General features: G+C 69.3%; 10 protein-coding genes and 1 pseudogene. 1 reads left to right on the top strand and 10 read right to left on the bottom strand.

The annotated features are described in order from the left end of the window. The first annotated feature begins 8 nt into the window (after window positions 1-8). On the top strand, window positions 9-653 hold the full coding sequence (gene phzG, locus AT700_RS15600) for a phenazine biosynthesis FMN-dependent oxidase PhzG (protein ID WP_003112073.1): 645 nt from the start codon (window positions 9-11) through the stop codon (window positions 651-653). A 520-nt stretch (window positions 654-1,173) separates the two neighbouring features. Here the strand turns inward: phzG and AT700_RS15595 are convergent. The 10 genes and pseudogenes from AT700_RS15595 to AT700_RS15550 all read right to left on the bottom strand — a co-directional run bounded on the left by AT700_RS15595 (window position 1,174) and on the right by AT700_RS15550 (window position 12,160). Continuing rightward, the gene (locus AT700_RS15595) at window positions 1,174-1,710 is read right to left on the bottom strand and encodes an HIT family protein (protein ID WP_034072222.1); all 537 of its coding nucleotides are present in this window, start codon (window positions 1,708-1,710) and stop codon (window positions 1,174-1,176) included. 42 nt (window positions 1,711-1,752) lie between these two features. Further along, on the bottom strand, window positions 1,753-3,393 hold the full coding sequence (locus AT700_RS15590) for a hypothetical protein (RefSeq protein ID WP_023120680.1): 1,641 nt from the start codon (window positions 3,391-3,393) through the stop codon (window positions 1,753-1,755). Further along, window positions 3,390-4,601, bottom strand: coding sequence for an MFS transporter (locus AT700_RS15585; RefSeq protein WP_004349335.1), 1,212 nt, complete (start codon window positions 4,599-4,601; stop codon window positions 3,390-3,392). The genes AT700_RS15590 and AT700_RS15585 overlap by 4 nt, the downstream gene beginning before the upstream one ends. A gap of 1 nt (window position 4,602) precedes the next feature. After that, window positions 4,603-4,791, bottom strand: a complete 189-nt coding sequence (locus AT700_RS15580) for a hypothetical protein (protein WP_003088166.1) — start codon at window positions 4,789-4,791, stop codon at window positions 4,603-4,605. Next, entirely contained in the window at window positions 4,788-5,939 is a 1,152-nt protein-coding gene (locus AT700_RS15575; protein ID WP_003088170.1) for a PepSY-associated TM helix domain-containing protein, read from the bottom strand. The genes AT700_RS15580 and AT700_RS15575 overlap by 4 nt, the downstream gene beginning before the upstream one ends. Before the next feature lie 40 nt (window positions 5,940-5,979). Then, window positions 5,980-8,393 (bottom strand): annotated as a pseudogene (locus tag AT700_RS15570) (TonB-dependent siderophore receptor). A gap of 208 nt (window positions 8,394-8,601) precedes the next feature. Next, window positions 8,602-9,552: a FecR domain-containing protein gene (locus AT700_RS15565; protein ID WP_003114934.1), complete on the bottom strand. Its 951-nt coding sequence runs from the start codon at window positions 9,550-9,552 to the stop codon at window positions 8,602-8,604. After that, a complete protein-coding gene (locus AT700_RS15560) occupies window positions 9,549-10,055 on the bottom strand; it encodes a sigma-70 family RNA polymerase sigma factor (protein ID WP_003088185.1) in 507 nt (168 codons plus the stop codon). Before AT700_RS15560 ends, AT700_RS15565 begins: the two co-directional genes overlap by 4 nt. A gap of 91 nt (window positions 10,056-10,146) precedes the next feature. After that, entirely contained in the window at window positions 10,147-10,827 is a 681-nt protein-coding gene (locus AT700_RS15555; protein WP_003114933.1) for a hypothetical protein, read from the bottom strand. A gap of 106 nt (window positions 10,828-10,933) precedes the next feature. Next, entirely contained in the window at window positions 10,934-12,160 is a 1,227-nt protein-coding gene (locus tag AT700_RS15550) for a DUF2599 domain-containing protein (protein ID WP_003112111.1), read from the bottom strand. Window positions 12,161-12,267 lie beyond the last annotated feature (107 nt).

Below are 12,267 nucleotides of genomic sequence, written 5' to 3'. Positions count from 1 at the left end.
ACGCCGTGATGGGCGTCAACGCGAACATTTCCGAGTCCCTCACCGGGACCATCGAAGCCCCTTTCCCGGAGTTCGAGGCGCCGCCGGCGAACCCCATGGAGGTGCTGCGCAACTGGCTGGAACGCGCCCGCCGCTATGGCGTGCGCGAGCCGCGGGCACTGGCCCTGGCCACGGTCGACGGGCAGGGCCGGCCGTCGACGCGGATCGTGGTGATCGCCGAGCTGGGCGAGCGCGGGGTGGTGTTCGCCACCCACGCCGATAGCCAGAAGGGCCGCGAACTGGCGCAGAACCCCTGGGCCTCGGGGGTGCTGTACTGGCGCGAGAGCAGCCAGCAGATCATCCTCAACGGCCGCGCCGAACGCCTGCCCGACGAGCGCGCCGACGCCCAGTGGCTGAGCCGCCCGTACCAGACCCACCCGATGTCGATCGCCTCGCGGCAGAGCGAAACCCTCGCCGACATCCACGCCCTGCGCGCCGAAGCCCGGCGCCTGGCGGAAACCGACGGCCCGCTGCCGCGCCCGCCGGGCTACTGCCTGTTCGAACTGTGCCTGGAGTCGGTGGAGTTCTGGGGCAACGGCACCGAGCGGCTGCACGAGCGCCTGCGCTACGACCGCGACGAAGGAGGCTGGAAGCACCGCTACCTGCAACCGTGACGACACCGCTGCGCCGGCGTTTCATGGCGGATAACCGCAAGCGGTTATTCGCCCTACGCGGCCTTGGAGCCCATCCAACCGCACGCGGTCATGCGTACCGCGGCCTCGGAGCCGGGTCGTAGGGCGAATAACGCCACCGGCGTTATCCGCCGCTGCGCCGACGTTTCATGGTGGATAACCGCAAGCGGGTATTCGCCCTACGCGGCCTCGGAACCCACCCAACCGCACGCGGTCATGCGTCCCGCGGCCCCGGAGTCGGGCCGTAGGGCGAATAACGCCACCGGCGTTATCCGCCGCTGCGCCGACGCCTCATGGCGGATAACCGCAAGCGGTTATTCGCCCTACGCGGCCTCGGAGCCCATCCAACCGCACGCGGTCATGCGTACCGCGGCCTCGGAGCCGGGTCGTAGGGCGAATGACGCCACCGGCGTTATCCGCCGCTGCGCCGGCGTTTCATGGCGGATAACCGCAAGCGGTTATTCGCCCTACGCGGCCTCGGAACCCATCCAACCGCACGCGGTCATGCGTCCTGCGCGGACTCGGAGTCCGGCCCAGACGATGTTCGGGGTTGGACGCCGTAGCCGAATGCCCGGCGCAATCCGGCGATCGCCTGTTGCCGATCCATGCCGCGCACGGCCGGTGGATCGGCGCGTTCGCAGAATTCGCGCCAGACGAACAGGGTCAGCTCGGCGCCATCGGTAAGGGGTTCGGCGGTCGGCATGCCGAACTGCTGGAGCGTCCGGTAGCGCGTGTCCTCCCAGAACAGTTCCTCGACCCAGTCGTACAGTGGAATCAGGTGGAAATGCACCGGCAGGCCGGGCATGTGGCCGTAGCGGCCGACATAGATGCGTCGCGGCCGCAGCAGCGCGTCCATTTCGCGCTCGACCCTGGCCAGCAGCGGCCCGAATTCGGCGAGGGCCTGTTCCGGCAGTTGGTGGAAGGCCGTCGCCGGTTGCCGCGAGCCGAGCATGCAGTAGCCGGGCAGGGCCGAGTCGATCCGCTGGTTCAGCGTCCAGTGGCGGGTCTGGTGGATGATCAGCTCGGGCGGGATATGCATGGGGCGGCGCTCCGCAGATGGGGCGCCCACTGTAACCCGTCGTCAGGGAAGATCCAGCCCGGTCTTGCGCCGTTTCATTTCGTCGATGCGTTGTCGCAGCGCCAGGCGCTGGGCTTCCGGCTTGGCCAGCCACCAGTCGCGCACCGCCGAGTTGTCGTAGCGCGTCAGCCAGGCGGGGAAGCGCGCCATCTGCGCTTGCGGAAAGTCGTTGGCGCGGCCGCGCAGGTAGTGATCGAAGAAACCCAGCACCAGGGCGTTGGGAGCCTGGATGAGGACTTCCGTCGGTGCCGAGCCGAGCAGCCCGTCGCGCAGCGGCCGGCGGATGAACAGCGGATTGTCGGTAAGCCCGGCATGGGCCGAATCGCGCAGTACCAGGCGATGAATGTCCTGGCGCTGGCCGGCGTGCTCGAAGCGTTCGTAGGAAAAGTCGTTGAAGCTTCTCGGGCGGGCCGGCGGTTCGATGCCGAACAGCCGGTAGAAGTTGCCAAGGTCGGCGTGCAGCATCAGCAGCGGTGCCGGGAAATCGCTATCGAAGGGCGCGAAGTCGAAGTCGCCGCCGTCGAGGTTGACGGCCGCCGCGCAGCGTCGGTCGACCATGCAGACCGCGCCGGTGGTCGAGCCGCCGAAGGACATGCCCATCTCGCCGGTGTGCGCGAAGTCGCTGGCGGCCACCAGGTCGGCGACCCTGTCCGGGACCTCGCCGGCCTGCAGGCGGTCATGGACGAACAGGCGGTCGGCCAGCCATACCGGCGCGCTGAGGTTGACGGCGCGGTTGGCCGGGGCGGGCAGGTCGAGGGCGGTGTGCAACTGGCCGTCGAGGCGCTGGTCGAGATCGTCGCTGACATAGCCCTGGCGCATGGCCTGCGGCAAGCCGTCGTGGGCGGCCCGGCGCAGGTGTTCGACCAGCCCGGGGTCCATGGGCAGCAGCGTGCCGTCGGGCAGGCGGGTCGGCGACGCGTCGCCGCTGTGCTGGATGGCGTAGACCGCGTAGCCGTGGCTGGCCAGCTCTTCCATCAGGGTCCAGTTGCCGCCGGCGAAGGCGCTGTAGCCATGGCTGTAGAACACCACCGGCAGGCGAGCGGAGTCGTCGCGCAGCGGGGCGTCCGGATAGGAATTGGTGCGCAGGTGCTTGAGGTAGGCGAGCAACGGCGGAAAACCGAGTATTTCACCGAAGCCCCGCGCGGTGCTGCGCGCCTCGCCTGGATCGAAATAGTGACGCGGCGCGGCGCCGGCGATCGGGCGTGCCGGGTACCAGGCGCGTACCAGCAGGCGCCGCGGCTGCCCGGCCGGGGTGCCGAGCAGGCCGGGCCGGCTGGGGTCATCCAGTTCGAAATCGCGCACGCCGACCGCATAGGGGCCGCTCGGCGCCGGCAGCGGCGCGACCGGGAACAGGTACAGCGCGGCGATTGCCAGCAGCACCAGCAGGCCGTACAGCGAACCGGTCCGGAACGGCAGGCCGCGCTCGGGCTTCCGGCGCAGGCAGGCGCCGAGCAGCAGGGAGAAACCGGCGAAGGCGCCGACGCCGGCTTGCCAGCGGTCGTCCCATGCAGCGTACAGGCCGGCGCCGAGCGCCAGCGTCGAGGCGAGCGCCAGCAGGCCACGGTGGCCGGGCAGGGCGGGTATCCACCAGGCGAGCAGGGCCGCCAGCAGGGTCGCGACCAGCAGCAGGTCGACAGCGGTCATGGTGCTTCGCTCCTCGTTTCCACGGGGCGCGTCGGTTGGCTCGGCCAGAACGCCGCCAGCGCCAGCAGCAGACCGACCAGCGCGTAGGGGGCGCGGCTGTCCAATTGGTGGAGCAGCGTGCCGAGCAGCGGCCCGCTGATCAGGCCGAAGCCATGTACGGCCACCAGGGTGCCGGCGGCGGCACCCTGTTCCTCGGCGCGCACGGCATTGGCGTTGAGCGCCGAGACTGCCGGGAATACCCAACCCATGCCCGCCGCGGCGACGAAGAAGGCCAGCCAGAGCAGCGGCGGCGAGTCGGCGAAGCACACGGCGGCGAAGCCGATGGCGGCGACCAGCCCGCCGACCCGGATCAGTCGCGGCGGTGGCCAGTCCAGGCGGCGCACCAGGAGCTGGGCCAGGATCAGCGCGACGCCCACTGCGGTCAGGGCGATGCCGGCCACCCGCGCGGCGTCGGCGGAATCCAGGCGCAGCCGGTCGAGGGCGAAGAAGCCCACGGTGATCTGCGCCACGGTGACGCTGAACATCGCCACGAAGCCCACCGCCAGCGGCCGCCGCAGGCGGCGGTCGCCGATCGCCAGGGCGGCGCCGCGGTTCGGCTGGCGACGCTCCTCGCGCGGCAGCCAGCGCCAGAGCGCCAGCAGGGCGACCAGGGGCAGCGCGCCGGTGACCAGCAACGGCAGGACCAGCCCGTGAGTCGCCAGCAGTCCGGCCAGCCCCGGCCCGATCACCATGCCTATCGCGCTGGCCGCGCCGAGTCCGGCCAGCGCCGCGGCGCGTCGTTGCGCCTCGACGTGATCGGCCACCAGTGCCGCCGTGCAGGCCGGCACCGCGGCGTAGAAACCGCCGGCGAGGCCGCGCAGGAGAACGATACCGGCGAAGGCGAACAGGGTCGGCAACGTCCAGTGCAGGGCGAGCACGATGAACAGGCAGAGCGAGCCGTAGGAGAGGGCGAAGCCGGCCAGCCCGCCGAGCAGTATCCGCCGTCGCCCATGCCGGTCGCTGGCGATGCCCCAGGGCCGCGCCGCGAGCATCCAGGCGATGCCGCCGACGGTCACCGCGGCGCCGGCCTGCCAGGGCGCCAGGCCGAGCTTGCGGGCGAGCGGGCCGACCAGGGCGACGAAGGACATCACCGCGAGGGTGCAGACGAAGGTCTCGAACATCAGCGGACGCAGGTCCAGGGTGTTGGCGGAGGGCGGCGGGGTGGTCATCTCAGGGGTTCCTTCGGGTTCGCGGCAGGCGCAGCCAGACCCAGCCGACCAGCACCAGCGGAGTGCCCAGGGCGAGCCAGGAGAGCAGGTCGTAGAGGCCGTCGCCGAGCAGCGCCGAGAGCAGCCCGAAGAGGCCGAGCAGGGCCAGTAGCAGGGGCCAGCGGAAGATCATCCAGAGACCGCGCCTCATGCCTTGCCCTCCGTCGCCAGGCTGCCGTCCGGCAGTTCCGCCAGGCGCTTCTCCAATGGCGTCTTGCGTCGGCCGAGCCAGAGGTAGAGACCGCTGGCGAGGATGACGATGCTGACGAGGTCGAGCAGCGCCCAGACGATCTTCAGCGGCATGCCGCCGTAGTCGCCGAAGTGCAGCGGCTGCGACAGCAGGAGCGTCTTCACGTACAGCGGCATCTCGCGCATGTCGGTGAGTTCGCCGCTCTGCGCGTCGATCAGTGCCGGCTTCAGCAGGCGCTCGGTGAGCGGCGTGTTGCCGCGCATGAACACCGCATAGTGATGCTGGCTGCTGAACTGGGTGCCGGGGAAGCCGACGAAGCTGACCTCCATGTCCGGCGCCGCCCGGCGTGCCGTGGCCAGGGCCGCGTCGAGCGAGCCGAGGCGCTGTAGCGGCGGCGCGTCCTTGTAGGGCGCGGTCATTTCCGCCAACTGCCCGCCTTGCCAGAGCATCAGGATTGGCAGGGCCAGGGTGTTGATCACTCCGGTCACGCCGACCACCAGTACCCAGGACAGGGTGACGATGCCCAGCAGGTTGTGCAGGTCCAGCCACTTCAGGCGACGGCTGCGTTCGGCGCGTACCGTGGCGAAGTCCAGCTTGCGCATGAACGGCGTGTATACCACCACCCCGGACACCAGCGAGGCCACCAGCAGCAGGCCCATCAGGCCGAGGAACAGGTAGCCGGGCAGGCCGAGGAACAGGTCGGTGTGCAGCTTCAGCATCAGGTACATGAAGCCGCCCGGCGGCGGCAGCGCGTCGAAGAATTCCCCGGTGCGCGCGTCGAACGGCTGCATGTGGCCGTTCTCCGGCGGCGGTACCAGGCTCGGCGCGCTGATCACCAGGCCCAGCGGGTCGTCCTTTTCGAATACCAGGAAGCGCACCACTTCGCCCGGCCGGGCGGCCAGGGCGCGGGCGATCACGTCGTCGTAGTCGATGCGCGGCGACTCGGCGGTGAGCGGCTCGAGCTGCGGATGCGGCTCGAAGTAGTGCTCGATCTCCTCGTGGAAGATCAGCGGCAACCCGGTGAGGCAAAGCATCAGCAGGAAGATCGTGGAGATCAGGCTGGTCCATTTGTGCACCAGGTACCAGGTGCGCAGGGTTTTCGCGGTCATTGGCTGGTCATCGGCGGTTTCTGGTTATGGTGGGGCGGACTCAGAAGTCCGCCGTGAGGGAAAGGGAAAGGGTGCGCGGCGAGCTGATCGACAGGTAGCCGTTGGCTGCGGTCCAGTAGTCCTTGCCCAGTGCGTTCTCCAGGTTGGCGCGCGCCACCAGCGGCTTGCCGGCGACCTGGAAGGCGTAGGCGGCGCCGAGGTCGACGCGGTTCCAGTGCGGCACGGCGAGGGCGTTGGCGCTGTCCACATAGGCCGAGCCGGTGTAGATCCAGCGGCTGTCGAGGGTCAGTCCGTCGACGAACGGGGTGTCCCAGCTGACCCCCAGGTTGGCCTGGCGGCGGGCCACGCCGGGCGCGTCCTTGCCTTCGCTGGCAGGGTCGCCGGTCTTGTTCTGCTCGGGCTTGATGTAGGTGGCGCCGGCCATCACCCGTACGCCGTCCAGCGGTTCGCCATAGAGGCTCAGCTCCACGCCGCGGTTGCGTTGCTCGCCGTCGGCGCGGAAGACGTTGCTGGCGTCGGTATAGGCGTTCGGTTTCCTGATCTCGAACAGCGCCAGGGTGGTGGTGAAGCCGCCCAGGTCGTACTTGGCGCCGATCTCGTATTGCTCGGCCTTGTACGGTGCCAGCACCTGGCCGGCGTTGGCCGCGGTCATCGGCGCCGCCTCGCCCTGGCTGAGGCCCTGGATGTAGTTGGCGTACAGCGACAGGTCCTGCAGCGGCTTGACCAGCACGCTGGCCATCGGCGTCCACACGTGCCGCTTGTCGTGGCTGGTGCGCGCGCCGCTGGTCTGGTCGTAGTTGCGCGACTCGATCTGCTGGCGGCGCACGCCCAGGGTGACCTGCACGCGATCCTCGAGGAACGACAGCCTGTCGGCCAGCGCCACGCCGCCGAGGTCGGTTTCATTGGTCTTCGGAATGCTCCCGTCGAGGCTGGAGAAGTCCGGCAGCGGCGTATGCGGCGAGGTCTGGTAGAGGTTGCCCGGCTGCATCCCGGTGAAGGCATAGACCATGCCCAGCCGTTCGTGCAGGCGGTTGGCGCTGAGCGTCCAGTCGTGGCGGAGCGGGCCGGTGTCGAAGTTGCCGCGCAGGCCGACCTCGGCGGAATAGGTGCGGCGGTCGCCGCGCTGGCGTGCCAGGCTGTTGACGATATCGCCCTGGTTGCCGACGAGGATGCTGTTGGCGGCGATGGTTTCGTAGTTGCTCTGGCGGCCGCCGATGCTGGCGAACGCCGTCAGGTTGTCGGCGAGGTCGTACTCGCCGCGGTTGACCATGGAGTAATCCTCCTGGTCCAGGTAGGAATCGCGCAGGCCGAAGCGTGTCTTCGAGTCCGGGGCGTGGGGGATGTGGGTGGTTCCCGGGCCGGTCAGCAGCGGGCGCACCACGCCTTCCAGGCTTTCCTTCTGGTACAGCAGGTCGCTGGACAGGCGCAGGCGCTCGCCACGGAAGTCCAGGCCCAGGGAGAGCATGGGAAACTCGCGGCTCTGATGGTCGACGGCGGTATCGCCGTTGCGGTAGACGCCGTTGAAGCGCACGCCGAAGGCGTTGTTCTCGCCGAAGCGCCGGCCGATGTCGAGGTGAGTGCCGAGCTGGCCGCGCTGGGTCCAGTCGACGCTGACGCGGGTCAGCGGCTGGTCGTCGGCGCGCTTGGGCACCAGGTTGATGGTGCCGCCGACGCTGCCGCCGGGGGAAATCCCGCCGAGCAGGGCGTTCGGTCCCTTGAGCACTTCCACGCGCTCGGCGAATTCGATCGGTACCCGCCAGAACGGCAGCAGGCCATAGAGGCCGTTGAAGGCGACGTCGGCGTTCTGCACGCTGAAGCCGCGAATCGTGTAGCTGTCCACCAGGTCGCCGCGCCCGCCGACCACCCGCACCGACGGATCGTTGGCCTGTAGCAGGTCGGCGACGCTGCGCGCCTGCTGCTGCTCGATGGTCCTGGCGGTGTAGCTGGTGATGCTGAATGGCGCATCCATCACGTCGGCGTTGCCCAGCATGCCCAGGCGCGCGCCACGGGCCACCTGGCCGCCGGCGTACTCGGCGGGCAGAGTCTCGGCACCGGCGGCCTGGGCGGTGATCAGCGAGGATTGCAGTTCCAGCGCGCCATCGGTGGCTGCCGGCACCAGGGTGTAGCTGCCATCGCTGCGCTGCTGCAACTCCAGGCCGCTGCCCAGCAGCAGGCGGTGCAGCGCCTCGACCGGCGCGTAGCGGCCGCGCAGGGCGGCGCTGCGGCGACCCTCGGTGAGCGCCGGGTCGAACGCCAGGGATACCCCGTTGTCGCTGGCGAAGGCCGACAGGGTACGGCCGAGCGGGCCGGGGGCGATGTCATAGCTGCGCGCCGAGCTGGCGGCGGGCGCCTCGGCGGCAAGCAGGGCGGGGCCGCGCCGGCGAGGGCGAGGGTCATGGCGGCGGCGTGGATGGCCAGGGACAGCGAACGGGGACGAAGCGTGCGTACGGGCATGTACAGGGTTCCTCGTGGTCTCTGCGGACCTTGGGTCGGGGCGGATTCCTCTACTTGCCAGCCGAGAAGGAAAAAGGTCTCAGGTCGAGGCGGTTATTTTTCTGCGGAGCACGGTATGTCGATGGCAACGCCTGTTCCGGCGCAACGGCGGACGGCCTGCCGGGGTGGACGCGATGGGGCGGTTGCCACGGGGATGGCGGCCGCGCCGTCACGCCGGCACCAGGCTGATCCAGTAGTCGGTCACCCCGCGCACCTTCAGCGGATAGGTGGCCTGCAGCATGCCCAGCGTGCGCCGCAGGTCCAGCAGCGGATAGGCGCCCGACACCGCCAGCCTGGCCAGTTGCGGGTCGCAGCGCAGTACGCCGCGACGGTAGCGGGCGAGTTCGGCGAGCACCTCGGCCAGCGGCATCCGGTCGGCCATCAGCATGCCGCGGGTCCAGGCGTCCGGCAGGCCGTCGAAGGCCAGCCGGCGCGCTTCGCCGTCGGCGCCCAGGCGCACCGATTCGCCGCTTTCCAGCCAGCGCCCGCGTCCGTGGAGCGGGCTCAGTTCGACCCGCCCGGCGAGTACCGCGACCCGGGTCGCGGCCATCTCCTGGCGTACGTTGAAGCGGGCGGCACCGGCATGCAGCCGCGCTTCGGCGGTGGCGACGCGGAACGGACGCGGGTCGGCGCGGCTATCGACGAAGATCTCGCCGCGCAGCAGGCGTACCAGCCGCTGGCTGGCGTCGAAGGCCAGGTCCACGGCGCTGTCGGTGTTCAGGGTCAGCAGGCTGCCGTCGGGCAGGGTCAGGCGGCGCTGTTCGCCGACGCCGGTGCGCTGGTCGGCCAGCCAGTCGCGCAACGGTTCGGCCTGCCAGGTGGCGAGCCCCAGCGAGGCGCCGCCGAGGACCAGGGCGAGGTGCTTGATCGCGCGCCGCCGGTCCAGCCCGCGCTCGCGGCCGAGGGTCGGCAGGGCCAGCGCCGGCGGCAGTCGGCCGAGGCATTGCAGCAGGCGCTCGGCGCGCTCCCAGGCATGGGCGTGCTGCGGGCTGCGCTGCCGCCACTGGGCGCAGGCCTGGCGCGTGTCGTCGGTGCAGCCGCTGTCCTGCAGGCGCACCAGCCACTCGGCGGCCTCGTCGAGGATCGGCGAGGGAATCCGGCCTTCGTCCGCGGCGTTCATTCCATCAGCTCCAGGCACTGGCGGAAGGCCTGCTGCATGTAGCGCTTGACCGAACCCAGGGACACGCCCAGGCGCTCGGCGATGGCTTCGTACTTCAGGCCTTCGATCTGCGCCAGGAGAAACGCCTGGCGGACCCTGTCCGGCAGGCTGCCGAGCAGGGCGTCTACTTCATGCAGGGTTTCCAGCACCATCAACCGCTGTTCCGGCGGCGGCGCGAGGTCTTCCGGGAGGTTGGCCAGGGCATCGAGGTAGGCGCGCTCCAGCGACTGGCGCTGGAACCAGTTGATCATCAGCCCCTTGGCGACGGTGGTCAGGTAGGCGCGCGGTTCGCGCGCATCCAGTACCCGGCGCGAGGCGAGCAGGCGGGCGAAGGTGTCCTGGGCCAGGTCGGCGGCGTTTTCCGCGCAGCCCAGGCGTCGCCGCAACCAGCCTTGCAGCCAGCCATGGTGGTCCTGGTAGAGATGGCTCACAGCGTCGTGCAGGGAGGCGTCGGCCGGCGGCATGGAGGGGATCGCTGTTGTAATTGAGAATGAGTCTCATACTACTTACAGCGAGGGCATGCCTACAAGTCCCCCGGATCGGCGGCGCAGCGCCTCAAGCGTTTTCCAGGCCGTACTGGAAGAAAGCCATGTCGGCCAGGCGCCCGGTGGGGTAGAGGAGCCCCTTGCGGGCGGTCTCCAGGCGCGGGAACGACAGCCTTTCTTCGCCGATCAGGCGGTGCAGCGCGGTGAGGGTCCCGCCGTTGACGCTCGTCAGGCCCCGGCGTGGATACAGCGCGCGACAGGCGGCCACGTAGTGGCGGTCGAGGGCGGGAAACTCGCCCCAGACGCCGAGCAGGATCTTGCTCTTCAGGGTGTCGGTCCAGCTCACCCGGCTGCTGAGGGCGTCCATCGACCCGAGTACCGTTTCCAGCAGCTTGCGGTTGTGCGCCAGGCGCGCGCCGTTGCCGGCGAAATCCACCAGGGACAGCTCGAAGAGTTCCGGTCCGGCACCGCTGAAGAGCTGCCGGGCCAGCGCTTTCATCAGGTCCAGGTTGCTGTTCTGCAGCAGTCCCGAGGAGCCACGGAACATGCCCCAGTTGGCCAGGTAGAAACCCAGGTGCAGGGCGGTGGTGTCGAGCTGTTCGGGGGCGGTCAGGTCGTCCCAGCTGCGACTGGGGTCCCAGACATACTCCCAGAGGTACTCCCAGGCCCTCAGGCGCGGGTATTCGTTGCCCGGGGCGGGCGCCAGGCTGGCGTAGTAGCGGTGGACATAGCGGGCGGCATCGAAAGCCATGCGTTCGTTCCCTGGCGGCTTGGAAAGACGGCATGGTAGAGCGTGTGATATCAAAAGGCCATATCGCTGTTCGCAGGGGACGCCGTAGCGCCCCCGCGGAGCGGCCTCAGGTGTTATTGCAGCCCTTGGCGATGGAGTCCTCGTTGGAGGTGTACGGCCGCGAGGGTTCCAGGTTCCACTCGGGCTTGTTGCGGGCGACGTTGAAGTGGCAGACCAGTTGTCGGCGCATGCTGCCGATATTGCTGTCGCGGTTGTCCGGGTTGTCCTTCCATTCGCTGTCCAGGTAGTGGTCGACCACCAGCTCGTTGAAGAAATTGTTGGTCTGGTTGTCCTGGATCTTGCGCCCGCAATCGGTCGGTACCACTTCCAGGGTCATGATCTTCTTCCTGAAGCCCGGATCGTCGCGCTCCACCCAGGTGGCGCTTTCCACATAGCGCTCGCAGGCATTCTTCTCGCTGGTCGGGTAGATCGCCTGCTTACGCCCGTCGTAGGCGAACTGCGCGTCCTGCTGGCGGGTCTGCGGCAGTCGCATGTTGATGATCGGGAGGAATGCCTGGACCGACTGATACCACTGGATCTGGTTGAGCCGAGCGCCCTCCAGGCCGGCGTCCTCGGTGTAGAACGCGGCGAGGATCGACGGCGACTTCGGCGGGTTTTCCTCCCACTTGGCCAGGCGCAGTTCGTTCTGGGTGGTGAAGGATTCGTCGGCGATCTGCGCCATCGCCCGGATGCTCTGGTAGAAGGCCGGGCCGGCGGCGGTATTGCGCTCGTCGCGGACGTCGAAGGAGCACTGCCGCGAATGGTCGCCGCGGTTCTGCCGGTAGTTCGCCGCCCACTGCTCGGCGGTGCTGACGTTGATGTCCTGGCAGGACTTCTCGACGCTGTTCGGCGTGCGCCGCGAATCGGTGCAACCCTGCTGGGCGCGGTCGTCGGTGGCGGCGTCGATGGGGAAGGAACAGAGCACCGCATAGTCCTGGTGGTCCTTCGGATTACCGAAGATGGTGTCGAAGATGAAGCCACTCTTCAGGCCATAGGCGAGCTTGCGGTACTTGGCGTCCTTGCGCAGGTAGGAGGCGGAGACGCCGCCGCTTTTCTGGCTCTTCGGACTGATGCTGTAGAACATGTAGTCGGTCGAAGGCCAGGTGGCGCGGAACAGCACGCCGGAACAGAGGAATGCCGGCTTCGACGGTCCGCCGCAATCCTGGCGGGTGTCGTTGTACAACTGGTTGAGCCGGGCGACCACGTCGTTGCCCCGGTCGGCCTGGGCCGCGGGTGTCAGCGCCAGGCCGGCGGCGGCGAGAAGGTAGAGAAAGGTGGATCTGCTTCCGTTCATGGGATGGACTCCACGCAGGTTCGAAGGAGCGGGCCGGGGGCGGCCCGGTTGGTCCCGATGGGGACGAGCGCGACGGGCGGATCGCGGGGGGATGAAGCGCTTGCGAC

Origin of the sequence: Pseudomonas aeruginosa, from assembly GCF_001457615.1 — a bacterium.
GTDB classification, from domain to species: Bacteria; Pseudomonadota; Gammaproteobacteria; order Pseudomonadales; family Pseudomonadaceae; genus Pseudomonas; species Pseudomonas aeruginosa.
This window is presented reverse-complemented; position numbering and strand designations above follow the sequence as displayed.

Bases quoted from the DNA above. Each gene is read 5' to 3' on its own strand.
- AT700_RS15560 (WP_003088185.1), bottom strand. From the start codon at position 10,055: ATGCCGCCGGCCGACGCCTCCCTGCACGACGCTGTGAGCCATCTCTAC.
- AT700_RS15595 (WP_034072222.1), bottom strand. From the start codon at position 1,710: ATGCATATCCCGCCCGAGCTGATCATCCACCAGACCCGCCACTGGACG.
- AT700_RS15580 (WP_003088166.1), bottom strand. From the start codon at position 4,791: ATGAGGCGCGGTCTCTGGATGATCTTCCGCTGGCCCCTGCTACTGGCC.
- AT700_RS15565 (WP_003114934.1), bottom strand. From the start codon at position 9,552: ATGAACGCCGCGGACGAAGGCCGGATTCCCTCGCCGATCCTCGACGAG.
- AT700_RS15555 (WP_003114933.1), bottom strand. From the start codon at position 10,827: ATGGCTTTCGATGCCGCCCGCTATGTCCACCGCTACTACGCCAGCCTG.
- phzG (WP_003112073.1), top strand. From the start codon at position 9: ATGGGCGTCAACGCGAACATTTCCGAGTCCCTCACCGGGACCATCGAA.
- AT700_RS15590 (WP_023120680.1), bottom strand. From the start codon at position 3,393: ATGACCGCTGTCGACCTGCTGCTGGTCGCGACCCTGCTGGCGGCCCTG.
- AT700_RS15550 (WP_003112111.1), bottom strand. From the start codon at position 12,160: ATGAACGGAAGCAGATCCACCTTTCTCTACCTTCTCGCCGCCGCCGGC.
- AT700_RS15585 (WP_004349335.1), bottom strand. From the start codon at position 4,601: ATGACCACCCCGCCGCCCTCCGCCAACACCCTGGACCTGCGTCCGCTG.
- AT700_RS15575 (WP_003088170.1), bottom strand. From the start codon at position 5,939: ATGACCGCGAAAACCCTGCGCACCTGGTACCTGGTGCACAAATGGACC.